This is a genomic window from Ferrovum myxofaciens, assembly GCF_013181415.1.
GTDB classification, from domain to species: Bacteria; Pseudomonadota; Gammaproteobacteria; order Burkholderiales; family Ferrovaceae; genus Ferrovum; species Ferrovum myxofaciens.
Window position 1 is genome coordinate 1,167,114 of sequence record NZ_CP053676.1, and the last position, 23,827, is coordinate 1,190,940.

The 23,827-nt window shown below is 57.3% G+C and carries 22 protein-coding genes and 1 tRNA gene; 19 read left to right on the forward strand and 4 right to left on the reverse strand.

Translation table 11 applies throughout. The features are described from left to right. Positions 1-29: 29 nt before the first annotated feature. Together HO274_RS05670 and HO274_RS05675 are read right to left on the reverse strand one after the other, a co-directional pair. Positions 30-1,223: an EAL domain-containing response regulator gene (locus HO274_RS05670; protein ID WP_062188144.1), complete on the reverse strand. Its 1,194-nt coding sequence runs from the start codon at positions 1,221-1,223 to the stop codon at positions 30-32. Continuing rightward, positions 1,220-4,273, reverse strand: a complete 3,054-nt coding sequence (locus HO274_RS05675; protein ID WP_273122052.1) for a PAS domain S-box protein — start codon at positions 4,271-4,273, stop codon at positions 1,220-1,222. Before HO274_RS05675 ends, HO274_RS05670 begins: the two co-directional genes overlap by 4 nt. Positions 4,274-4,476: 203 nt before the next feature. Here HO274_RS05675 and HO274_RS05680 point away from each other — a divergent pair, with 203 nt between their 5' ends. Both HO274_RS05680 and HO274_RS05685 read left to right on the forward strand, forming a co-directional pair. Continuing rightward, positions 4,477-4,728, forward strand: a complete 252-nt coding sequence (locus HO274_RS05680) for a type II toxin-antitoxin system Phd/YefM family antitoxin (RefSeq protein WP_273122054.1) — start codon at positions 4,477-4,479, stop codon at positions 4,726-4,728. Further along, positions 4,725-5,111 carry a type II toxin-antitoxin system VapC family toxin gene (locus tag HO274_RS05685; RefSeq protein WP_273122056.1) on the forward strand — a complete coding sequence of 129 codons (387 nt, stop codon included), beginning with the start codon at positions 4,725-4,727 and terminating at the stop codon, positions 5,109-5,111. The genes HO274_RS05680 and HO274_RS05685 overlap by 4 nt, the downstream gene beginning before the upstream one ends. 34 nt (positions 5,112-5,145) lie before the next feature. On the opposite strand, the gene HO274_RS05690 is transcribed toward HO274_RS05685, so the two are convergent. Beyond that, positions 5,146-5,222 (reverse strand) — tRNA-Met (locus HO274_RS05690). A gap of 106 nt (positions 5,223-5,328) precedes the next feature. Here HO274_RS05690 and HO274_RS05695 point away from each other — a divergent pair. The 17 genes from HO274_RS05695 to can all read left to right on the forward strand — a co-directional run bounded on the left by HO274_RS05695 (position 5,329) and on the right by can (position 23,021). Beyond that, on the forward strand, positions 5,329-5,901 hold the full coding sequence (locus tag HO274_RS05695; RefSeq protein WP_156472661.1) for a DUF1134 domain-containing protein: 573 nt from the start codon (positions 5,329-5,331) through the stop codon (positions 5,899-5,901). A 35-nt stretch (positions 5,902-5,936) separates the two neighbouring features. Next, the gene (gene miaB, locus HO274_RS05700; protein ID WP_273122058.1) at positions 5,937-7,295 is read left to right on the forward strand and encodes a tRNA (N6-isopentenyl adenosine(37)-C2)-methylthiotransferase MiaB; all 1,359 of its coding nucleotides are present in this window, start codon (positions 5,937-5,939) and stop codon (positions 7,293-7,295) included. Beyond that, a complete protein-coding gene (locus tag HO274_RS05705) occupies positions 7,295-8,266 on the forward strand; it encodes a PhoH family protein (RefSeq protein ID WP_062188161.1) in 972 nt (323 codons plus the stop codon). Before miaB ends, HO274_RS05705 begins: the two co-directional genes overlap by 1 nt. Next, positions 8,259-8,738 carry an rRNA maturation RNase YbeY gene (gene ybeY, locus HO274_RS05710; protein WP_273122061.1) on the forward strand — a complete coding sequence of 160 codons (480 nt, stop codon included), beginning with the start codon at positions 8,259-8,261 and terminating at the stop codon, positions 8,736-8,738. Before HO274_RS05705 ends, ybeY begins: the two co-directional genes overlap by 8 nt. Beyond that, positions 8,731-9,573 carry an HlyC/CorC family transporter gene (locus HO274_RS05715; protein WP_273122063.1) on the forward strand — a complete coding sequence of 281 codons (843 nt, stop codon included), beginning with the start codon at positions 8,731-8,733 and terminating at the stop codon, positions 9,571-9,573. The genes ybeY and HO274_RS05715 overlap by 8 nt, the downstream gene beginning before the upstream one ends. Then, the gene (gene lnt / locus HO274_RS05720; RefSeq protein WP_273122067.1) at positions 9,570-11,063 is read left to right on the forward strand and encodes an apolipoprotein N-acyltransferase; all 1,494 of its coding nucleotides are present in this window, start codon (positions 9,570-9,572) and stop codon (positions 11,061-11,063) included. Before HO274_RS05715 ends, lnt begins: the two co-directional genes overlap by 4 nt. Next, on the forward strand, positions 11,060-11,560 hold the full coding sequence (locus HO274_RS05725; RefSeq protein WP_273122069.1) for a disulfide bond formation protein B: 501 nt from the start codon (positions 11,060-11,062) through the stop codon (positions 11,558-11,560). Before lnt ends, HO274_RS05725 begins: the two co-directional genes overlap by 4 nt. 3 nt (positions 11,561-11,563) lie before the next feature. Beyond that, positions 11,564-12,457 carry a glycine--tRNA ligase subunit alpha gene (glyQ, locus tag HO274_RS05730; protein WP_273122071.1) on the forward strand — a complete coding sequence of 298 codons (894 nt, stop codon included), beginning with the start codon at positions 11,564-11,566 and terminating at the stop codon, positions 12,455-12,457. Then, positions 12,454-14,523, forward strand: coding sequence for a glycine--tRNA ligase subunit beta (glyS, locus tag HO274_RS05735; protein ID WP_273122073.1), 2,070 nt, complete (start codon positions 12,454-12,456; stop codon positions 14,521-14,523). The genes glyQ and glyS overlap by 4 nt, the downstream gene beginning before the upstream one ends. Before the next feature lie 27 nt (positions 14,524-14,550). Further along, positions 14,551-15,090 (forward strand): D-glycero-beta-D-manno-heptose 1,7-bisphosphate 7-phosphatase, encoded by a 540-nt coding sequence (gene gmhB, locus HO274_RS05740; RefSeq protein WP_031597953.1) that lies wholly within the window; start codon positions 14,551-14,553, stop codon positions 15,088-15,090. A gap of 2 nt (positions 15,091-15,092) precedes the next feature. After that, entirely contained in the window at positions 15,093-15,854 is a 762-nt protein-coding gene (locus HO274_RS05745; protein ID WP_273122076.1) for a lysophospholipid acyltransferase family protein, read from the forward strand. Next, the gene (locus tag HO274_RS05750; RefSeq protein ID WP_273122077.1) at positions 15,851-16,552 is read left to right on the forward strand and encodes a M48 family metallopeptidase; all 702 of its coding nucleotides are present in this window, start codon (positions 15,851-15,853) and stop codon (positions 16,550-16,552) included. Before HO274_RS05745 ends, HO274_RS05750 begins: the two co-directional genes overlap by 4 nt. 134 nt (positions 16,553-16,686) lie before the next feature. Beyond that, positions 16,687-18,330 carry an AMP-binding protein gene (locus HO274_RS05755; protein ID WP_273122079.1) on the forward strand — a complete coding sequence of 548 codons (1,644 nt, stop codon included), beginning with the start codon at positions 16,687-16,689 and terminating at the stop codon, positions 18,328-18,330. Between the two features lie 283 nt (positions 18,331-18,613). Continuing rightward, entirely contained in the window at positions 18,614-19,909 is a 1,296-nt protein-coding gene (locus tag HO274_RS05760) for a DEAD/DEAH box helicase (protein ID WP_051862500.1), read from the forward strand. Between the two features lie 19 nt (positions 19,910-19,928). After that, positions 19,929-21,485, forward strand: coding sequence for an ArnT family glycosyltransferase (locus HO274_RS05765; RefSeq protein WP_031597962.1), 1,557 nt, complete (start codon positions 19,929-19,931; stop codon positions 21,483-21,485). Continuing rightward, on the forward strand, positions 21,482-22,264 hold the full coding sequence (locus HO274_RS05770) for a phosphatase PAP2 family protein (RefSeq protein WP_273122082.1): 783 nt from the start codon (positions 21,482-21,484) through the stop codon (positions 22,262-22,264). Before HO274_RS05765 ends, HO274_RS05770 begins: the two co-directional genes overlap by 4 nt. Positions 22,265-22,328: 64 nt before the next feature. Then, entirely contained in the window at positions 22,329-23,021 is a 693-nt protein-coding gene (gene can / locus HO274_RS05775) for a carbonate dehydratase (RefSeq protein WP_273122084.1), read from the forward strand. Here the strand turns inward: can and mutM are convergent. After that, complete coding sequence (mutM, locus tag HO274_RS05780; RefSeq protein WP_031597966.1) at positions 22,987-23,826, reverse strand: bifunctional DNA-formamidopyrimidine glycosylase/DNA-(apurinic or apyrimidinic site) lyase; 840 nt, start codon at positions 23,824-23,826, stop codon at positions 22,987-22,989. The two genes, can and mutM, sit on opposite strands and share 35 nt — an antisense overlap. Between the last annotated feature and the right edge of the window lies 1 nt (position 23,827).

Here is a 23,827-nt window from a genome sequence, read left to right on the forward strand (position 1 = left end):
CCTTTTAAGACACTTCAAGGACAGGATGATTACTGGTCACCCACTGCGCAATGGTCCATGAACGCGTCGAGATTCATTGGTTTGGCGATGAAATAGCCCTGTGCGATATCGCAATTCAGAGTTTTCAATATTTCCCAATCCTGTTGGGTCTCCACGCCCTCGGCAACGCTCTTGACCCGCAGTTTGCGCGCCATGCCAATGCTGGATTCCACCACAATGCGCAATGATTCGTTGCTGGCAATGTCCTTCACAAAAGACTGGTCGATTTTCAATTCGCTGAAGGCAATCCGCATCAGTTGCTGCATGCTGGAATAACCCGTACCAAAATCATCGATGGAAAGACCAAAGCCGTGCATGCGCAAACGCGCCAGATTTTCCAGGGCGTGGGCCACATCGGTCATGGCAGCCGACTCGGTGATTTCAAGAACGATGGCGCGAGGATCCACCCCCGCATCGAGCACCCCTTGCGTAATCCGGTCGGCCAGGGTGATGTCGGTGAGGGAGGTCAGGGATAAATTGATCGAAATGACCAATGAATGGCCTTTATCCTGTAGGGAACGGCAGGCAGCCACCGACTTTTCCAACATCATGAAAGTCAGTTCGTCCATCTCCTTTGCCTTCTCCAGAAGCGGGATAAAGGCATAGGGAGTGATCACGCCATACTCGGGATGAATCCAGCGTGCCAGCGCCTCTGCTCCCATCAACCGTCCTGTTTTCATGTCCACTTTGGGCTGGAAATAGGGTTCGAACTGTTTTGCCTTCATTCCCTGCCGGATTTCCTCCAAAGTAAACACCTGTACGGTGCCATGGGGTCGTTGCGCCCTGCTGCCCCGCTCGTAACGGAGGATCAACGCCTCGAGTTGAACCCGCGTGAGGGGTTTTTCCACCGCCCCCAGCAATTTGACCCCGTAGGCTTCGGACATCTTTTCCACCGAAACCAGCAATACCCGGTCCAACATGCTGAGGATGATGACCGCAGCCGCATTATTTTCCTGCCCCAAATGGCGCAGGAATGCCATACCATCCATTTCCGGCATGTCCATGTCGCAAAGCACGATGTCCACTGGCCGGGTGTGCACCGCATGCAGCATCTCGAGCGCCTGCCTGCCATTACCGGCTTCACGCACCTCGGCGGCCCCCAGAGAGTGCAGCATGGTAACGACCATTCGGCGCTGAAAATCATCGTCTTCCACCACCAGAAAATTCAATTCACTCGCAGTCATTCGTTTTCCCCGTTCGAATCCTTCAATTCCATGCAATGTTCTTTCAGTTCTTTGATGGCCGCATCCAGTCCGGTCATGGCCGAGCGCGCATCGGCCAGTTTTCCATCCCGCATCGCTTGCTCGATGACAGCGCAAGCGGTGGCGATGTCCGTTGCCCCCACCATCCGGCTCGACCCTTTCATGCGATGGGCCGTGCGCTCACCGTTGACGTGATCCCCCCGTTCCAGAATTTTGCCCAGATGGACACGGTCGGCGCAAAGATGTGCCTGAAAATCGCGCAGCACCCGGATTTGATCGGCACGCTCCGGCACCACTCCACTGAACGCTGCATAATCGATGGGGCAGGGAGTCGTCTCTTTGCCGTTCCCGGTTTGCGGCGAAGTTGTAGTTTGAGGATTGTCCGTCTCAGCGATGTGCAACCATTTTTTCAGCATCTCTTTCAATTGCGACAGATCTGCAGGTTTAACCAGCAACGCATCCATGCCGGCGTTCTGGCAGTGTTCCTTTTCTTCGGCAAGGGCATTGGCCGTCCAGGCGATAATGGGCGTATGCGGCAGTCTTTTCCTGGTCTCGATCCGACGTATTTCCTGCGTAAGCGCATACCCGTCCATTTCCGGCATGTGACAGTCGGTGATCACCAACGCAAAGCGCCCCTCTTGCCACAGAGACAGTGCGACTTGCCCATTCTCTGCGGTTTCAGCGCGCAAACCGAGCAACTTGATCTGACGCGCCAACAGATCGCGGTTGATCGGATGATCATCCACCGCCAACACCAGCGGCGCATCCGCGCCGCCCTGCAGAAGCGGTTGAACATGCTTTCGTGTCACTTCGGACAAGGCAATCACCCCCATATCCCCCGGCGTCGCAGAAACCGGCAGGCTGAAGGTCACGCTGAAGGTGGAACCCCGACCCGGTTCGCTCACCAGTTCCAGTTGACCATCCATCAAATCCGTCAGACGGCGGCAAATCGACAACCCCAATCCCGTCCCGCCGTACATACGGGCAGTATCGGCACTCTCCTGACGGTAGCGTTGAAACAGGTGCTGCTGGACTTCCTGGGCGATACCGATGCCGGTGTCCTTGACCGAAAAGCGTATGCGCTCACCGCTGTCAAGTTGCTCGAGAAGTTCGGCACGCAGTTCGATCTCTCCAGACTGGGTGAATCTGAGCGCATTGCTGACGAAGTTGTTGAGCACCTGGGAGAGGCGCAACGAGTCGACGATATGCGCCGCAGCAAGCCGGGCATCGGCATGTTGCCACAGCAGCAGGGACTTGGAACTGGCCACCCGTGAATAAGTGTTGACAACCTCTTGCAGCAACCGGGGGATCGAGATGGATTGAGGTGAGAGCGTCAATTTTCCCGCCTCGATCTTCGACCAGTCCAGGATATCATTGACGATGCGCAGCAAACTCCGCCCAGAATCCCACACCGCCCTCAAAGTCTGGTCCTGATCGTGATCGAGGGGGGTCAGTGAAAGCACCTCCAGCATGCCCAACATTCCCGTGAGCGGCGTGCGGATTTCATGGCTCATGGTGGCAAGGAACGAATCCTTCGCGCGATTGGCCAGTTCTGCGGCCTCTTTCGCAACGAAAAGTTTTTGTTCGGCCTGTTTGCGCTCGGTGATGTCATGCACGACGCCGATGAAGTGGCGCTCACCTTCCAGTTGCATCTCGCTCACGGCCAGATACATCGGAAAAACACTGCCATCCTTGCGCTGTCCCACGACCTCGCGCCCGGTGCCAATGATGTGCGCCTCCCCTGTGGCCAGATAGTACTCGATGTAGTCATCATGGTGACTGCGATAGGGTTCCGGCATCAACATGCTGATGTTCTGTCCGACGATTTCGGCGATCTCATAGCCGAACAGAAATTTTGCCGCCAGGTTCACCGTCTCGACGATACCCCGCTCATCGATGGTGATGATGGCATCCACCACCGTATTCAGAATTGTCCGAATGCGCGTGGCGCTGTCGCTCAGTGCGGTCTGGGTTGCGTATTCCCTGCTCACATCGCGAAACACCAGCACCGTTCCAATCACCTCACCTGCACGATTGCGAATAGGAGCACAACTATCGGCAATGGCGCACTCGCTGCCATCGCGGGCAATCAACAGGGTATCGTTGGCCAAACCATAAATGACGCCTTGCGCCAAGGTTTCCGCCACCGGAAGAAAGGCAGGCTGACGGGTCTTCTGGTTGAGGATGTGAAAAACGTCTTCCGCCGGTCGACCGGCGGCTTCCGCTTGAGACCAGCCGATCAGCCGCTCTGCAACGGTATTCAGGCGCGTCACCCGACCTTCGGCGTCCGTGGCCAGCACCCCGTCGCCGATGGAGTTGAGCGTGACGGACAGATTTTCTTCGCTGACGCGTAAAACCTCATGAGCCTCGCTCAATGCCTGGTTTGCCTCTTCCTTGACCTGAAGTCGCAAACGCGTTTCGCGAGACACGATGTAGGCGGAGAGCAAGGCCAGCCCCATCGCCAACAGACTGGCAAGAGAAATCGACACCAACAACAGACTCAGATACCTGTGAAATCGAATCGTGCGCTGTTCCAGCAATTCATTTTCCTGCTGGTTGAAGTCGCTCAACCCGGCGCGAATTTCGTCCATCAACTGCTTGCCCGAACCGCTACGCAATATTTTTAGTGCGTCTTCGGCGTGTTGGTCGCCATATAACGCCAAAACTTGCCTCAACTCCCGCAACTTTGCCTCGACCAGGGGGGCCAGCACATCCAACCGGCGTTCCTGGGCCGGATTATCCTGAGCGAGTCGGCGCAATTCCGCCAACTGGGAGGGGATACGGTCACGCACTGCCAGATACGGTGCCAGAAAGGCTTTATCCCCCGTCAGCAGGTAGCCGCGCTGACCCGCCTCCGTATCTTTCAGGCTGGAAAGCAACACATTCGCCTTGTCCAATACCAGAAAAGTGTGTCTCTGCCATCGATCCGCATCTTCGCTCTGTCTGAACAACCAAAACGACAGCAGCGCCACCAGCACAATCAACAGACCTGCACTGCCAAACCAGACCGCTATTTTAGAAGTAGTTTTCAAAGAATTATTCTCCTTTGAATCTCTTGCAAAAAAAATTTAGCCACCACGTTGCAGCATTGTAATCGTTAACTGGACGGCGGAATATTTCCGTCAAAAAAATTTACCTGGAGTTTTATCACAGAGGCAAAAATCGCGGGAAAAATTTGACTCCCGTAATTAGCCAGACTAGACTAGACTAACAGCGTATTTAACAGGAAGAAATCATGCAAACCATTAACATGCTGCAAGCCAAATCTTCCCTGTCTCGTCTGGTAGAAGACATCGAGCAGGGCCGGGAACGTGAAATCATCATTGCCCGCAATGGTCGTCCTGCTGCCATGTTAGTGCCGATGGGTATGGCACCGATGGGTCAGCGCCTTGGTGTGGCCAGGGGTTTGTTTGAGGTACCTGACAGTATCGACGCGCACAACGATGAAGTGGCCCGATTATTCACGGGTGATGTGGGTAAGTCTTGAACCTGCTCCTGGATACCCATGTTGCCCTGTGGGCAATCACGGACAGCCCAAAACTGTCACAGAAAGCGCGGGACTTGATCAAATCGCCCAAAACAATCGTTTGGGTCAGCGTTGCGAGTGTCTGGGAGATTGCGATCAAGCATTCTTTGGCTCGTGGAGATATGCCGGTTTCTGGTCGCAATGCCCTGGGTTATTTTCAAGATTCGGGTTATCGATTCCTGCCGGTCGAAGCAGAACACGCGTTAGCCGTTGAAGAGTTACCCGCTCACCATCAAGACCCGTTTGACCGCATCCTTGTGGCCCAAGCGCTTGTCGAACCCATGCGCCTGATGACTCACGACCCTCTGATGGCACTCTATAGCGACACCATTATAAAAATTTGATCAGGACTGGAGATGGGCAGCAAGAAGTGGCATATGGTGGCGAATCAGGGATTCGAACCCCGGACCTGCGGATTATGATTCCGTCGCTCTAACCGGCTGAGCTAATTCGCCACAAGCGGAGCATTTTAACTCCTGACCGGACTTTACTCAAGCCCCTGATTCAATATTTTTTGGTATGATGATCCCTGTCTCTTCATAACATCCAAGGATAGGCCCCATGATCAACCGCTTTCTGGTTCGTCTCTGGTTCGTACTACTCAGTTGTTGTTTTCCCATGCTGGTCAGTGCAGCACCTCCACAGGGAGAAGAAACTTTCGATCAGGACTCTATCGTCAAGGATGCCACCCAGTTTTTTGGCCAAACCACAGAAGGATTGGCCAAGTTGATTGAAAAAGCCTTTCGTGAGAAGGGACGCCCCAATGGCTACATCAAGGGGGAAGAGGTGGCCGGTGCCATCGCTGTCGGGCTGCGTTACGGAGATGGCGACCTGATCATGAAGGACGGAGTTGCGCGCAAAGTCTACTGGACCGGTCCGTCCGTTGGCTTTGACCTGGGAGGGGATGCCACCAAGGTGTTCGTTCTGGTCTATCATCTGCCCTCTGCCAACGCCATTTTCCAGCGCTACCCTGGAGTCGATGGCAGTCTCTATTTTGTCGGTGGCGCCGGCATCAACTACCAGCAACGGGGCGATATCATCCTGGCCCCGATCCGACTGGGCGTGGGTCTGCGTGAAGGTGCCAGTGTCGGTTACATGCATTACACCCCGGAAAAAACCTGGAACCCGTTCTGAACTCTCTCTTTTCCATAGGTCACGTCGCCGTTTCAATGAATTCCACTGTCTCGCTCACACCTCCGAGCCGAAAGGTCCATATCAAGACCTTCGGCTGTCAGATGAATGTTTATGACTCGGAGAAAATACTTGCGTTGCTCCAACAATCCCATGCCATGGAACCTACTGAGGACATGGCGAGCGCCGACCTGATCATTTTCAATACCTGTTCGGTACGGGAAAAAGCCGAGGAAAAGTTTTTTTCCGAACTGGGCCGAGCCAACGAATTCAAATTGGCCCAACCCAATGTGGTCATTGCCGTGGGGGGATGTGTGGCCAGCCAGGAAGGGCAGGCTTTGCTGGATCGCGCTCCCTATGTGGACGTCGTGTTCGGGCCTCAAACCCTCCATCGCCTACCCGAACTGATGCGCCAGCGCCAGCGCTCCGGACAGCACCAACTGGACATTTCTTTTCCGGAAATCGAAAAATTCGATGCCTTGCCCCCTGCCCGGGTTGAAGGCCCCACGGCTTTCGTTTCCATCATGGAAGGGTGTAGCAAGTATTGCAGTTTTTGCGTCGTGCCCTATACGCGCGGAGAAGAGTTTTCTCGTCCGCTCGAAGCCGTTCTGGAGGAAATTCGTCTTCTGTCTCGCCAGGGGGTTCGGGAAGTCACCTTGCTTGGACAAAATGTCAATGCCTGGCTGCACCTGCAAAACTCCGGTGCGGATCTGGACTTCGCACACCTCTTGACTGAGGTCTGTGCCCTCGAAGGAATCGAACGAGTCCGCTACACCACCAGCCACCCGCTGGAAGTGACCTCTACCCTGATTGCTGCCCACGGACGGCTGCCCAAACTGGCCAGCCAGATCCATCTGCCCGTTCAGTCGGGTTCCAACCGCATTCTGGCGGCCATGAAACGGGGCTATACCGTGGAATCCTACAAGGAAACCGTGGCCGCCCTGCGTCAGGCCAAACCCGGTTTGTCACTGACCAGTGACTTCATCATCGGTTTTCCCGGCGAAACCGATGAGGATTTTGCCGCAACCCTTCAATTGATCGAAGAGGTGGAGTTTGATGGCAGTTATGGCTTCATGTATAGCCCTCGCCCCGGCACCCCGGCAGCCGACCGACCGGATACCGTTCCCCTGGAGGTCAAACGGACACGACTCCAGGCTCTGCTGGCTCAAACCGATGCCCAAGCCTTCAAAATCAGCACTGCCATGGTAGGTACTCGTCAGCGCATTCTGGTGGATGGGCATGCGCGCCGTCATACAATGGAGTTGAGGGGACGAACGGATAACAACCGCGTTGTGAACTTTCCCGGGGGAGAGCGACTGATAGGGCATTTCGTGGACGTGCGCATCACGGCCGCCGCCCCTCACACCCTGCGCGGCGAGTTGGTTGACTTGCTCTGATGCCTGCCCCTGTCCCCGAACAATGCGAATTCATCCCCACGCCTCTGGACAATGTTCGATTGTCCAATCTATGTGGGGTACTCGATGAAAATCTGGCGCTTATGGCCCGCCATCTGGACATCGGCCTGCACCGACGGGGGGATGTCTTTACCCTGACCGGCCTTCCCCAGGACCTGGAGCGGGCCAGAGCGGTGTTGGATACGTTGTACCAGGAGGCCACCGTGCCCCTGGATCCCGCCCTTCTGTTCCGAAAACTAACCCATTTACGTTTACAACAGGCCGAAGAACCGGCTCTGGCCCCCACCAAACAGATACTGCAAACCCGCCGTGGTCAGGTGGAAGCCCGGTCCCCCCGCCAAATCCAGTACCTGCAACAAATGCGCGAACATATCCTGTGCTTCGGCGTAGGACCTGCCGGCACGGGTAAAACCTATCTGGCCGTGGCAGCCGCCGTGGATGCCCTGGAACGGGAAGAAGTCAAACGCATCATCCTGGTGCGGCCGGCCGTGGAAGCAGGGGAACGCCTGGGCTTTCTGCCGGGCGATCTTCACCAGAAGATCGATCCCTACCTGCGCCCCCTGTACGATGCGCTCTATGACCTCCTGGGTCATGAGCGGGTCGGTCGTCTCTTCGAGCGCGGTGTCATTGAAGTGGCGCCCCTCGCCTATATGCGGGGGCGCACCCTCAACCACAGTTTCATCATTCTGGACGAGGCACAAAATACGACGCCAAAGCAGATGAAAATGTTTCTCACCCGCATTGGTTTTGGTACCCGCGCCGTCATCACCGGCGATGTTACCCAGATCGACTTGCACCGCACCCAGAAAAGCGGACTGATCGATGCCCGAAATGTCTTGCAGCGGGTGGAAGGCGTTGCTTTTACCATCTTCCAGACTGAGGATGTGGTTCGCCATCCTCTGGTTCAACGTATCGTCAATGCCTATGAAACCCAGAACTCCTCCCATGGCTGAGCCACACCGCTTCCACCTCCACCTGACGGTTCAGCGCGCCAGTCGCTCATCCCTCCAACCTTCCGAAGGGCAAATCCGCCAGTGGCTGCGTCATGCACTGCGCCGTTCCGCCATGATCACCGTGCGTCTGGTGGACCGCCCGGAGGGACGATCCCTGAATCAAACCTTTCGTCACAAGGATTATCCCACCAATGTTCTGACGTTCTCCTATCCCGACGAGAACCCGCGCGTCTCCACGCGTCTGCACGGAGACCTGGTACTCTGTGCTCCCGTGGTCAAGGCTGAAGCCCGGCAGCAACATAAACCACTCTTGAATCATTATGCCCATCTGCTCATTCACGGAATGCTCCATTTGCAGGGGTATGATCACGAAAACGAGACGGAGGCCACCCTCATGGAAACCCTCGAAATCGACTTATTGACCCAACTTTCCATTCCCAATCCTTATCTGGACCGTCCTGCCCATGGTTGAAGAACCCCCCCACAAACCCTCGCTGCTCGAGCGTCTGACTCACTGGTTGCACCATGAACCCGAGAACCGCGAAGAACTCATCGCCATTTTGCATCAGGCATTGGAACGAAATCTGCTCGATACCGATGCCTTGAGCATGATGGAGGGCGTTCTGGGGGTGGCCGACATGCAGGTTCGGGACGTCATGATTCCCCGGGCCCAGATGGACGTCATCGATCTCCAATCCTCTCCGGAACAGATCATTCCGTTCCTCATCGAAACCACGCATTCCCGTTTTCCCGCCATCGAAGGCAACAAGGATAATGTGGTGGGCATTTTGCTGGCCAAGGACATGCTGCGCTTCACCGCCGGGTTGCCTTTTCAGATCCGCGACATGCTGCGTCCTGCCATTTTCGTGCCCGGATCCAAACGCCTCAATGTCCTGCTGCGCGAATTTCGCACCAACCGTAACCACATGGCGATGGTGGTGGACGAATACGGGGGGGTCTCGGGACTGGTCACCATCGAAGACGTGCTGGAACAGATCGTGGGCGACATCGAGGATGAATACGATTTTGACGAAACCGAGGACAATATCGTTCCGGAAGGAGAAGCCCAGTTTCGCGTCAAAGCCACCACCGAACTGGAAGATTTTAATAGTTTCATGGGCACACATCTCCATGGCAATGGCGTCGAAACCCTCGGGGGACTGGTCCTGAATCAGTTCGGACGCATGCCCAAGCGCGGAGAACAGATCATCTTTGCCGGGCTCAAGGTCAAAATCCTGCGTGCCGACAGCCGCCGCCTCCATTCCGTCTCGGTGACGAAACTGGATCCGGATTCCCCGTCTTCATGAAAGGAAAACTCTGGGCCGGCTTTTTTGCCCTCCTGGCCGGATCCCTGGCGGTCACCGGTTTTGCGCCTTACCATGTTTGGCCCGCCCCCCTCCTGTCCCTCTCGATTTTGGGATTGCTTTGGCATGGTTGCCATCATGGCCGGAGTGCTGGCTGGATTGGATGGTTTTGGGGTCTGGGTTTTTTTGGAGCCGGAATTCACTGGATTGAAATCAGTTTGCACGAATTTGGTGGCATGCCTCTGTCCTTGGCCTACCTCCTCATTTTCCTCTTCAGCGCCTGCCTCGCACTTTTCCCTGCGTTGGTGGGACGCTGGAGTTGGCGCTTCCACGACCGTCCCACCAGTCGCTGGCTGCTGGTTACCCCGGCACTCTGGACGCTCTCCGAATGGGTACGCAGTTGGTTTCTGAGCGGATTTCCCTGGTTATCCCTGGGCTATGCCGCCACCCCCAAGGGCCCGCTGGCCGGGTTTACGCCTCTGCTCGGCGTATTTGGCGCCTCGGCAGCCACTGTTCTTGGGGCAGGACTGCTGACGCTCGCCCTCCTTTCCCTACGGCACCATCGTTCCTCCCTCGTCTCGCTCCTCGCCCTGGGGATACTCCTTGCCAGCGGACTGGCACTCCAACGACTGCCCTGGGTTCACCCCCTGGGTCAGCCCATCGCCGTCAATCTGTTACAGGGAAATATCCCTCAGGACATGAAGTTCGTGGCTGAAAGCCGGGGGCTGATCGTGCAACGCTACAACACTCTGCTCTTCAACAGCACCGGACGCCTGATTCTCCTGCCCGAAAGTGCCTTGCCCTACCTGCGCCAGCGAATGCCGGAAGGATATAGCGAAGCGCTCGAAACCTTTGGCTATGAAAACAACAGCGACATTCTGGTGGGTCTGTTTTCCGAACCGGAGCGTGGCCAGTATTACAACAGCGTCTTCAGTTTCGGTCACTCCCCCATGCAGGCCTACCACAAGGTCCACCTCGTTCCCTTTGGCGAGTTCATCCCCTGGAGTGATCTGCTGGCCCCCCTGATCCATTCCGTTCTGAATATTCCCCTGGACGACCAGCAGCGCGGAAATCCCAATCAACCGCCCTTGCGCGTGGGGGGGCAGTGGGTGGGAGTGGATATTTGCTATGAAGATGCCTTTGGCGATGAAATCCGTCAGGCCTTGCCCCAGGCCACCCTGTTGGCCAATTTCACCAATGATGCCTGGTTCGGTTCGTCCATCGGCCCCGAACAACACCTTCAAATGGCCCAGACTCGTGCCCTGGAAACAGGGCGCCCCATGCTGCGCGTGACCAATACGGGCGTCACCGCCCTGATCGGTGCCCATGGAGAGATTCTGGAACGGGCCCCCCGTGGGGAAATTTTCAACCTCGGCGGGAATATTTCCGGCTATGGCGGCGTGACACCTTTCGTGCTGGTGGGGAATTACGGTATCCTTGCGCTTTGCGCTCTTGCCCTGATTCTTTCCTTACGTTGGCGACCCTTGCGATGAATCTTCCACTTTCGCGCCGCCTCTGCCATGGTTTTGGTTTTATGGCAGCCAGCGGTCTGATCTTTTTTGCCCTCTATCTGCAACATGGTCTGGGGGAAGAACCCTGTCCTTTATGCATCCTTCAGCGCGTCCTGATGATGGGACTGGGCGTCATTTTTCTGGTGGCGGCTATTCATAATCCTACCCAGGGGTTTTTCGTGCGCGCCTATGCACGCCTGGGGGGAGCCCTGGCCCTTACGGGTGCGGCCATCGCAGCGCGCCAGGTTTGGCTGCAGCATCTCCCCCCCAATCAGGTTCCCAGTTGTGGCCCCGGTCTGAATTACATCATCAAAGCCCATCCTTTCTTCAACGCACTGGCCATCGTCCTCAAAGGTTCAGGCGAATGTGCCAGCGTGGGCTGGACCTTTGCGGGTCTGGCCATTTCCGAATGGTCTCTGCTCTGGTTCATCGTCCTCGGAGTATGGATTTCCCTGCAACCCCTGAACCAACGATTCTGACCCATGCTCACCTTCCAAGCCATGCTGCTGCGCTTGCAACACTACTGGAACGACCAGGGCTGTGCCCTGCTGCAACCCTTTGACATGGAAGTGGGTGCGGGCACTTCCCATCCCGCCACTTTCCTGCGCGCGCTCGGCCCCGAACCCTGGAAAGCCGCTTTCGTTCAGCCCTCGCGGCGCCCCAAGGATGGGCGTTATGGTGAAAACCCCAACCGTTTGCAACATTATTACCAGTTTCAGGTGGTCTTGAAACCCTCTCCGGATGATATCCAGTCCCTTTACCTGAATTCTCTCATTGCTCTGGGCATCGATCCCCAAAACAATGACATCCGTTTTGTGGAAGACGATTGGGAAAACCCTACCTTGGGCGCCTGGGGACTGGGCTGGGAAGTCTGGCTCAACGGCATGGAAGTCACCCAGTTCACCTATTTTCAGGAAGTGGGGGGATTGACCTGCGCCCCCGTACTGGGTGAAATCACCTATGGAACGGAACGCCTCGCCATGTACCTGCAAGGCTGCGACAACGTCTACGACCTGATCTGGACGGAAGGCTTGCGGTACGGAGATATCTACCATCAAAATGAAGTGGAACAGTCCCGTTACAACTTTGAGGCCAGCAACCCCGCCTGGCTGTTTGAACAGTTTGCGGGTTTTGAACGGGAGTCCAAACGTCTGATCGAGGCGGGCTTACCCCTACCCGCCTATGACATGGCCCTCAAATGTTCGCACACCTTCAACCTGCTGGATGCCCGTGGCGCCATTTCAGTCACGGAACGGGCCGGTTATATCGGGCGCATCCGCACCCTGTCACGACAGGTGGCCCAGGCTTACTACGACACCCGGGCAGCCCTCGGCTTTCCCCTGCTGGGCGCGCAGCAAACCGGAGAATCCAAATGATCTCCGCACCTTTGCTGATCGAACTGCGCACCGAAGAACTGCCGCCTAAATCCCTGCTGAAGTTGTCCACCAGTTTTGCTCAGAGCGTACATCAGGGATTGGTGGCCCAACACCTTGCCCCGGCGCAGGCTGCCGTCCAGATCTTCGCAACGCCACGCCGTCTGGCGATGTTGATCGAGGACGTGGCTGGCGTACAACCCGAGCGTCTGGTGGAACGCAAGGGGCCCAGTCGCAAAGCCGGACAAACGGCAGATGGCACGGCCACCCCGGCCCTGCAGGGATTTGCCCGATCCTGTGGCGTCACCGTGGATGCTCTGGAACTGCGCAGGGATGACAAGGGACTGGAATACTATGTTCACCATTCCTTGCACCGTGGTATCCCTCTGGGGGAAGTGCTTCCTGCCCTGCTCGACCAGGCCCTGCGCCAACTGCCCGTGGCCAAGGTGATGCGCTGGGGCTCGGGTGACTCCGAATTTGTCCGCCCGGTCCATGGACTGATGGTTCTGCACGGAGATCAATTGATCTCTTTGAATCTGTTTGGACTCTCCAGCACTCGCCAGACCCTGGGGCATCGTTTTCTGGGCGCAGGTCTGCTCACCCTCGACCACGCTGCATCCTATGCCACACTTCTGGAACGGGAAGGCAAGGTAATCGCCTCCTTTGCCGAACGACGTCAGCGTATCCAGCAGGCCTTGAACGCCCTGGCTCTGCCCCACCACGTACTGGCCGGACCAGAACTGCTCGACGAAGTGACAGCACTGGTGGAATGGCCCACGATCCTGGAAGGGCGGTTTGACCCTGCTTTCCTGGAAATTCCTCAGGAATGCCTGATTCTTTCCATGCAACAACACCAAAAGTATTTTCCTCTGGGCAATACCCAGAATCAGTTGCAGCCTCGCTTCCTGCTGGTCAGCAATCTGGAAACAGCCACGCCAGGGGCCATCATCCAAGGCAATGAGCGCGTCTTGCGCGCGCGCCTGGCAGATGCCCGTTTCTTCTACCAGCAGGATCGCAAGACCCCCCTGAGCGAGCGGCGCGCCCATCTGGATCAGGTGGTTTACCACCAGCGTCTGGGCAGTTTGGGCGCACGGGTCGAACGTCTATCCCAACTGGCCGAAAGGATGGCCAGCACCCTGCATTTGTCCGGCATGCAAGCCCGCCGGGCAGCGCAGTTGCTGAAGGCCGACCTGAGCACGGACATGGTGGGAGAATTCCCCGAACTGCAAGGCTTCATGGGACGGGACTATGCCCGCCACGATCAGGAAACAGAAGAGGTGGCATTGGCCATCGAGGCCCACTACCGTCCCCGTTTTGCCGGAGATGACTTACCCACCACCCCCCTGGGCACGGTCATGGCCCTGGCCGATAAACTGGAAACCCTGGTGGGCATTTACGGCATCGGCCAAATTCCCACAGGGGACCGGGATCCTTATGGATTACGCCGCGCCACCCTGGGGATCCTGCGTCTGCTGATGGACAAGGCGCCTGCACTGGAACTGCCTGCGCTCCTCGCCTGGACCGAGGCCACATTCCCTCAGGGCGTACTGGACAGCACGGCATTGAACTCTCTGCCCACCTTCATTCAGGATCGTTTGCGCGGTCTGTTGCGCGACCAGGGATTCGATCAGGCCTTGGTGGAAGCGGTGGTTTCCCCCTTACCCGCTCGTCTGGACCGGTTGCCCGCGCACCTCCAGGCGCTCGCCTCTTTCCGCACCTGCCCTGAAGCCATCGGCCTGAGTGCAGCCCATAAACGCATTCGCAACCTGCTCAAAAAGTCTGGCTCGACACAGTCTGTCCCCCCCGCGCCCCTGCGCGAACCGGCGGAACTCGACTTGCAGGAAAAACTGCAGGCCCTGCAACCCCGCATGGACACTTTCCTGCGCCAGGCCGACTTTTCCTCCGCCCTGAGCGCGCTGGCAGAGTTGCATGCCCCCGTGGACCGGTTTTTTACCGACCTCATGGTAATGTGTGAGGACCCCGGACTGCGAGCAGCACGCCTGGCCCTGTTGCAAGACCTGGAATCGCTCATGAATCAGGTAGGCGACCTGTCCTGCCTGAGTAGTTGAAGCCCCCTGGCAAGGAACCCTACGACCATGTCTCTCATCATCCTCGATCGTGATGGCGTTATCAATGCCGATAGCGACCGCTTCATCAAAAGCCCGGAAGAATGGCATCCCATACCTGGCAGTCTGGCGGCCATCGCCCGCCTCAACCATGCCGGTTATCAAGTTGTGATCGCGACCAATCAGTCAGGCATCGCGCGCGGACTATTCGATCTGACGACTCTCAATGCCATTCACCAGAAGATGATCGATGCCCTGGCTCAGCAGGGCGGATTGATCGAAGCCATTTTCTTTTGCCCCCATGCCCGTGAATCGCGATGCCATTGTCGCAAGCCGGCACCCGGACTATTTGAAGAGATTGGACAACGTTACAACACCTCGCTCCAGGGCGTTCCCGCCATCGGCGATTCTCTGCGCGACCTGGTGGCTGCAGAACGGGCCGGGGCCCAGCCGATCCTGGTGCTCACGGGCAAAGGCCAAAAAACTCTCGAGACGGGCAACTTGCCGCCCGGAACCCTGATTCATGAAAACCTTCAGGAGGCCGTGCGCACCCTGCTGGCCAAACATTGATCATGCGCATCCTGCGCGCGTTGATTTTCGTCCTGGCCCAAGGATTGGCTACCCCCGTGTACGCCCTGCTCATGATCCTGTCTGCGCCTTTCGGCGTGCGCGGACCCCGTTATTTTGCAGGAGCCTGGTCGCGTCTGATGCTGGTCCTGGCCCGCTGGATTTGTGGCATTCACCATGAAATCAGCGGCTGGGAGCACTTGCCCAGCGGCCCCTTCGTTCTGGTGGCCAAACATCAATCAACCTGGGAGACGATTTTTTTTCCGGCTTTCCTCCCCCCGCATGTTTTCGTATTGAAACAGGAAATACTCTCCATTCCTTTTTTCGGATGGGGAATGAGACTGCTCGAACCCATCGCCATCGACCGCGAGCAACGGCGCGAAGCTTTCCAGCAAGTACTCAGTCAGGGACGGGAACGCCTGAGCCGGGGGCTGATCGTGATTATTTTTCCGGAGGGGACCCGGGTTCCCTACGGTTATCGGGGTCGCTATGCCCCTGGCGGCGGCTTGCTGGCTGTGCAGGCAGGCGTTCCCGTGGTCCCCCTGGCCCATGATGCAGGTCGATTATGGCAAAAAGGAATGCTGGGCAAATATCCGGGTACCATTCATCTGTCCCTGGGCCCCGTCCTCTCCACCGAGGGACGGGAAGGGATCGAAGTCAATCAGGAAGCCGAAGCCTGGATCGAAGCCGAACTGGAACGTTGGAGCCACCAACCCGCCCACCCCTGGCGACGAAAGCACAACAAGAGGGGTTCTGTTATCCGATGAACCAGCCTGCCCTGCCCCAACCCCTGCTCACCTGCGCCGGACAGACCCTCCCTTACCGACTGGTGAGAAGTCCGCGTCGCCGGACCATTGGTCTCAAAATCGACGAGCAGGGGTTGACGGTGTTTGCCCCCCCCAACCTACCCGGCGCGCAACTGGAAACATTGATCCAGACCCGTGCCGCCTGGATTCGCACCAAATGGACCGAGTGCTGCCAAAAATCAGCGTTGCGCGTCGTCCCTCGGGAAGGCGCCTTACTCCCTTATCTGGGACGCACTGTGCGCCTGTCCCTGGATTCCGGTCCCACCCGCCTTGAAGGCGAAGTGTTGTACCTCAACCCTGGTCGAGGCGACATCACGGTAGCCCTCCAACGCTGGTACCAAGCCCAGGCCCTGCCTTTCTTTTTGCCCCGTGTCGCGCATTACGCCGGACAGTTGGGCGTGCCCCTGCCCGCCGTTGCCCTGTCCAATGCCCGCCGTCGCTGGGGTAGTTGCCATGCGCGCGGAATGATCCGCCTCAACTGGCGTTTGCTCAAGGCCAGTCTGGCAGAAATGGATTACGTCATTGCCCACGAAGTAGCCCATCTGCGGCATATGAATCATGGCCCGACATTCCGGGAAACCCTGCAATGCCTGTATCCCAATCACGCCGAAGCGCACCGCACGTTACGGGAACGGGGTTTCCTGTACCATGCCTTCTAATCCATAACAAACTGATTATTATCAATTTAATCAAAAATTTCGAGGTTTTTTGACAGCACACTCAAAGCATGCGATGATAACCTTTGGAGGTCTACTTTCAACTCTGTGAAGCCAAGGGAACGAGTCATCATTTCATGGAAACATCTTCACTCTTCCCCTCAGAATCTTGCTTCGAGTCCGCTTCCCTGGAAACCCTGGACCGCATGCTGGGGCAGGCCTGTCGTACCTTTGCGCAGCACGATGCCTTTCACTGTCTGGGGCAAACCTTCTCCTACGAAATGATCGAAGGGTGGGCCTTGCATTTCGCCAGTTGGTTACAGGATCAGGGCTTGACCGTTGGAACGCGGGTGGCCGTCATGTTGCCCAATTTGCCCCAGTATCCTGTTGTGGTGTATGGAATACTGCGCGCTGGCGGGGTGGTGGTCAATTGCAATCCGCTTTATACACCCCGGGAACTGGAGTTCCAGTTGCGCGATGCCGAGGCCGAATATCTCGTGGTTCTGGAAAATTTTGCCCATACGGTGGCTCAGGCTCGTGTCCCCAGTCTGCGCCACGTCATCGTAACCCAGGTGGGGGATCTGATGGGGCTACGGGGTACCGTCATAAATCTTGTTCTGCGCTACTGGAAAAAAGCCATTCCGGCCTGGCATATGGATGCGGTATTTTCTTTCCCAACTGTTTTGGAACAGGGGAAAAACCGACCTTTCACCTGCCCTTCACTGACGCCGGAACATCTGGCTTTTTTGCAATACACCGGCGGAACCACCGGGCGCGCAAAAGGGGCCATGCTCAGTCATCACAACATTATGGCCAATCTGGGCCAAGTGGGGATTTGGCATGGTCAGCACCTGGTCCCTGGACAGGAAAAGGTCGTCACGGCCTTGCCGCTCTATCATATCTTTGCCCTGACGGCCAATTGTCTGCTGTTTTGGAAATTAGGCGCCACCAACCTGCTGATTCCCAACCCCCGCGATATCCCTGGACTGGTTCGCGCCCTGAAACCCTACCCCATGAGTATCTTTACCGGGGTCAATACCCTGTTTGATGCTTTGCTGTCCAATCCAGCCTTTGCCCATCTGGATTTCTCTCATCTAAAATCCACCTTGGGCGGAGGCATGGCCGTCAAGCACGAAGTGGCTCACCATTGGCAAATCGTCACAGGATGTTGCATCAACCAGGCCTATGGATTGACCGAAACTTCGCCGGGGGTCTGTCTGAACCCCTTTGACGTTCAAACTTTTGACGGAAGCGTGGGGCAACCTTTACCGTACACTGAGATTTCTCTACGCAATGACGAGGGCAATGAAGTTCCCCCCGCAGCCAGCGGTGAAGTCTGTATCCGCGGACCTCAGGTAATGTCTGGCTACTGGCAACAACCAGAAGAAACCAGCCAGGCCTTTTGGCCCGATGGTTATTTTCGTAGCGGCGATATCGGGCATTGGAACCCGACGGGCACACTGACCCTGTTGGACCGCAAAAAGGATATGATCAAAGTCTCTGGATTCAATGTCTACCCCAACGAAATCGAAGAAATTCTCTCCCATCATCCCGGGATTGCCGAAGTCGCCGCCATCGGCGTCGAGGATGTCCATTCGGGTGAAGCCATTACGGTGTTTGTGGTGCGCCGCGACCCCAACCTGACAGAACAGGCACTCCTTGCCTGGTGCCACCAGGAATTGACGGGTTACAAGATTCCTCGCCACATCGAATTTCGTACCGAATTGCCCCATTCCACCGTGGGAAAGGTTCTGCGCCGTGCCCTCAAGGCAACGGCTTAACCCGCCTGGGTGACGCAGTTCTCCCCAGGGAAAACAGGCTCTTTCACACGGCTTACTTTAATGCCTTTCATTTTTTTTCGCTTTCTGTTATCATGCCGGCACTGCATGCGACAGGTAGTGCAGTGTCCCTGACCTTATCCATTCATTTCTGAATGTCTTTTGCCGGTTAGTGACTTACGCCGGCGGTTCTCCGCTGTTTTATTCATCTGAGGCTCGTGTGAACCCTCCCGGGTTCCCTTTACCTGTCGCTTCGCCCTCGAGGATTCGTACATTGACCACCCCCATGTTGTTTGAACACTTAAATCTGGACCCCCGCCTGCTCAGCGCTGTTACCGAAGCCGGCTATACCGTACCCACGCCTGTGCAGGCTCAGGCCATTCCGGCCTTGCTGACGGGCTCCGACCTGATGGTCACCTCACGCACCGGATCAGGCAAAACTGCCGCCTTCATGTTGCCGGCCCTGCATCGTCTGGCCACCCGCCCCTTGAGCGGGAAAGGCCCACGCCTGCTGATCCTTTCCCCCACCCGCGAATTGGCCAGCCAAATCACCGAAGCCGCCAAAATCTACGGCAAAAACCTGAAACAGGTTCGCACCGTGACCTTGCTGGGAGGAACCCCCTATCCGGTGCAGAACCGCAATCTGGCTCGCCCCTATGACATTTTAGTGGCAACGCCGGGACGTTTGCTCGACCAGATGGACAGTCGGCGGGTCGATTTATCCCAAGTTGAAATGTTGGTCTTGGATGAAGCCGATCGCATGCTCGACATGGGATTCATCGACGATGTCAAACGCATCGCCAGCGCCACCCCGATCACCCGTCAAACACTGATGTTTTCTGCCACCTTCGACAAACCCATTGCGCGTTTGGCTGAAACCCTCCTGCGGGAACCCGTACGCATCGAGGCCACTTCCCTCAAAGCCGCCCATGAAAACATCGATCAGCGCCTCCACTACGTGGACAATCTGGCCCACAAGAATCGTCTGCTGGCCCATCTGCTGGCCGATGTCGATCTCAACCAGGCCATTATTTTCACTGCCACCAAACGCGATGCCGATCTGCTGGCCGATGACCTGAGCGGACAGGGCCACTCTGCGGCCGCACTCCACGGTGACATGCATCAAGGTGCCCGTAACCGCACCCTGGACGGCTTGCGCCATGGACGTTTGCGCGTTCTGGTAGCCACCGATGTCGCTGCGCGCGGCATCGATGTTCCCGGCATCAGTCATGTCATCAACTATGACTTGCCCAAAGTGGCGGAGGACTACGTCCACCGGATAGGCCGTACCGGCCGTGCCGGTAACAAGGGAATCGCCATTTCCCTGGCCAGCAGTCGCGATTTGCAGCAACTGCAGCGCATTGAACGTTTCACTGGAAAATCCATCGATGTTCATACCATCGCCGGATTCGAACCGCGCATGCCGATTCGCCCGCCCTCCCGGTCTGCCGCCCGCCCTGGTCCCTCCGGTGGCAAGGGTCGTAGTAACCCGGCGCAGGATCGACCCCAGCACCGCGAGGCCCATACCCCTTGGTCGGAGCAACGCCAAACCAAGGCACCCATTCGCAAACGGGCTGGCTAAAACTCTCTAAAGGTGGTTCATGTCTGACTTGGTGCGCAGACTGAAGGGCTTGTGGGTACTGGCGCTATTGACCACCTGGTTGGCCTTGGTCCAGTTACCCCTGTTTGACGAGGATGAAGGGGAGTACGGAGAAGTCGCTGTGGAAATGGCTCACAGCGGCGACTTTGTTACACCCACCCTGAACGGCCAACCTTTTTTTGAAAAACCCATCCTGGCTTTTTGGCTCGAGGCCCCGTTGGTCAAGGTCCTCGGTGTCCATGCCTGGGTTTTCCGTTTTCCTTCACTGCTGGCTTGTCTGCTCTGGATGCTCGTTCTGGGTCGCTTTGCTCGCCAACACTGGGGGCCTGAGGCCGGTGCACTGGCCACCCTGCTCTGCGCCACCTCTCTGGGCGTCACGGTATCGGCCCACGCCGCGGCAATGGACGGCGTTCTCTGTCTCCTCATCACCCTGGCTCAACTGGACATCTATCTGGCCTGGAAAACCCAGGATCCCTGGGCTGAACGGCGTACCTGGCTGTGGATGGCTCTGGGGTTTCTGGCCAAGGGGCCAGTGGCCGTGGTGGTCCCCGCACTCACCAGTTTCTTGTTCTACGGATTCCAGAAAGAATGGAGACGCTGGTTTCGGAGCGCCTTCAATGGCTGGGGATGGCTCATTTTTTGTGCGCTGGCCTTGCCCTGGTATGTCCTTCAATACCGCTTGATGGGGGCCCGCTTCATCGATTACTTTTTGTGGCGGGAAAACCTCGGACGTCTCACCGGCACCTTGCAAGGGCACGGGGGAAGCATTCTGTATTACCTGCCTGTACTGCTGGTGATTGCCTGGCCGCACACCCCTCTGTTATTGAAATCCCTGGGGGAAGGCTGGCGCGATCGCGCTACTCCCCTGACCCAGTTCCTGTTGCTTTGGTTTGTCACGGTTTTCATCCTGTTTTCCCTGGCGCATACCAAATTGCCACATTATCTGCTGATCGGATTACCCCCACTTTTCCTGCTCATGGCCCAATACCGCCATTCCCTCAAACATTCCTGGAGCCTCTGGCTCCCGTGGCTCATCATGCCCGCTCTGGTCGTCAGTTTACCCTTCGTGGTCCAGTATCAGGCTCAGTCCACCGCCAATCCTTACCTGCGCGCCCTGTTTCTGCAGGGTCCGGACATTTTTACCGGCGGGTGGTGGGCAAGCGTGGCTAGCCTGGTGATGCTCTGCGTCCTTCTGGGATTCGTGATCCTTCGGGTACGCCCGATACCCACCGATCTTTCTACGCGTAGCCTGGCTCTTGGGGTCACCGGCGTGATGAGTACCCTGATGCTGACCACGGTGTTCATGCCGGTGGCCGCCCGTCTGCAACAAACCCCGGTGCGCGTTCTGGCCCAGTGGGCCCGTCATCACCCGGTACCCATCGTTGCAGACGATCGGATGCCCAGTTTTGCCGTGTACAGTGGCAAAGCCACCATCAATCGACCTGCCCATGCCGGAGACTGGGTTTTTATCCGGGCAGACCACCTTTCCGAACTCCCCCCCTATGTCGTCCTGCACGCCATGGGAGGTCTCTATCTGGTTCAAATCCTACCCCAATGACTCCTCCGCTCTTCTCTTCTCGAACGCTTTGGCGTTGGACCTTCCCCCTGGTGTGTCTGGGACTGGCCGTCGAAGTCGCGCTAACCTGCACCAACTTGCCCCTATTCGAGGTATTGCATCGGCTTTTCTCTTTCCTGCCCCCCCTGATGTGGACCCACTGGACGGCGCTGGGGGACTCTGCGCTGCTCCCTCTGATTCTGTTTCCCTGGTGGCGACGCCGCCCGGATTTGTTGTGGGCTGCCCTGTTGGCCTCCTTGCTGGCCTTCCTCTTTTCCCATGGCTTGAAGCATTGGATAGATGCGCCGCGCCCCCCCGCTGTTTTAACGGTGACGGTTATTGGCCCCCGCCTGTTGCATGGGTCCTTCCCCTCGGGACATACCACCGCCATCTTCACCCTGGTTGCCCTTCTCATCCATGGTCTCCCACTCCGCGCATCAGGTATGCGCTGGACTCTGATTCTCATGGGATTGGCCGTGGGTGCCTCCCGTATTGCCCTGGGAGTACACTGGCCCCTGGATGTGCTGGTGGGGGCAGCCGGGGGATGGCTCTGCGCCCTCGCCGGACTGGCCTGGGCACAACGCTGGACCTGGGGCACGATCCAAGGGCGCTGGCTACCGTTATTGGTGTTACTCATGCTCGCAGCCTTTGCCCTGTTCCGAAGGTCCGAGGGTCTGCCGGGCGTCTTTTGGTCTGAAAAAGCATTTGCATTGACCATGCTGATCCTCGGAGGGCGTGCAGGATTCCACGCCTCGTCCTCTCCGGAAAAAACCCTGGACTAATCAGGGTATACTTCGGTACCTTATGGGCCGTGGGTCGCCCTGATTCAAAGAAGGATTTCAACGCATGACGGTTTCTCTCCATCCCCTGCAACACCTCTTCGATAACAACCGCCTTTGGGTGGACTCCATGCTGGCCGAGGACCCCGACTTTTTCAAGGCACTGGCCACCCAACAGGCACCTGAATACCTGTGGATCGGTTGTTCCGACTCCCGTGTCCCGGCCAATCAGATCACCGGACTGGCCCCCGGAGAAGTCTTCGTCCACCGTAATGTGGCCAATGTCATGGTGCACAGCGACCTCAATTCCCTATCGGTGCTGCAGTTTGCCGTGGACCAGTTGAAGGTGCGTCATATCATGGTGGTGGGTCACTATGGCTGCTCGGGTGTGCGGGCGGCCTTGACCGGGAAACGCGTCGGAATTGCCGACAACTGGTTACGGCACGTCCGGGATGTGCATGAGAAGCACGAGGCCCTCATCGAACAGTACCCTGCCGACCTGCGTCATGACCGCCTGTGCGAATTAAATGCCATGGAACAGGCCCTCACTGTCTGCCAGACCACCGTGGTCCAGGATGCCTGGGAACGCCAGCAACCTGTCACCGTCCATGCCTGGGTCTATGGGTTGGACAATGGTCAACTGCACGACCTCGGCTTTACCGTCTCCTCTCCCCAAGACGTGCGAATCCGCTACGCCGCCACCCTGCAACTCATCTCGGCACGGATCAGAAGCGCTGACAGCGTGGACAATACCAAGTAGAGCGTTGTCCCTGACGAATCTGAACGATGGGGGTTGCACAGCGCGCACAGGGTTGTCCCGTACGACCATAAACCTGATGTTGATGCTGAAAATATCCGCCTTCCCCCAGAGCCCCCACAAAATCACGCAGGGTACTTCCCCCCGCCTGAATAGCCTGTTCCAGAACCTGACGCACCGCTTGTGCCAGACGATGGTAGCGCTCCAGGCCAATCCGTCCCGCTGCGCGACGCGGGTCGATGCCGGCCAGAAAGAGACTTTCGCAGGCATAGATATTGCCAGCACCCACCACCAGTCGCCCCTCCAGCAACAGGGGTTTGATGGCGCCCTTCAGACCGCGCGTGACGCGATAAAACCAGGCCCCGTCAAACCCAGCTTCCAGAGGTTCCAACCCCATTCTGGAAAAACAGGGGTGGGTCTGCCAGAAAGGCGCTCCAGAGACTTCGGGAGGACGGGGAACCCAAAGCAGTGCGCCAAACCGGCGGGGATCACGATAGCGCACCAGACTCCCATCCGCAAATAACAGGTCCACATGCTCATGCCGTTGCGCGGGCACCGCCTGGGTCAGGTAGCGCAGGGTGCCACTCATGCCCAGATGAACGATGAGCGCCCCGTGGCTCATTTCCAGCACCAGATATTTTCCCCGTCGTCGCACCTGCAGAACCTGCTGGGGGTCGGAGCTTGCCAACTCCTGAGGAACAGGATGACGCAGGCGGCTCTCCCGAATCACCGCGCCCACCCAGATTTGACCGGTTACATGGGGGCTGAGCGCCTGACGGGTCACTTCGACTTCAGGCAATTCCGGCATG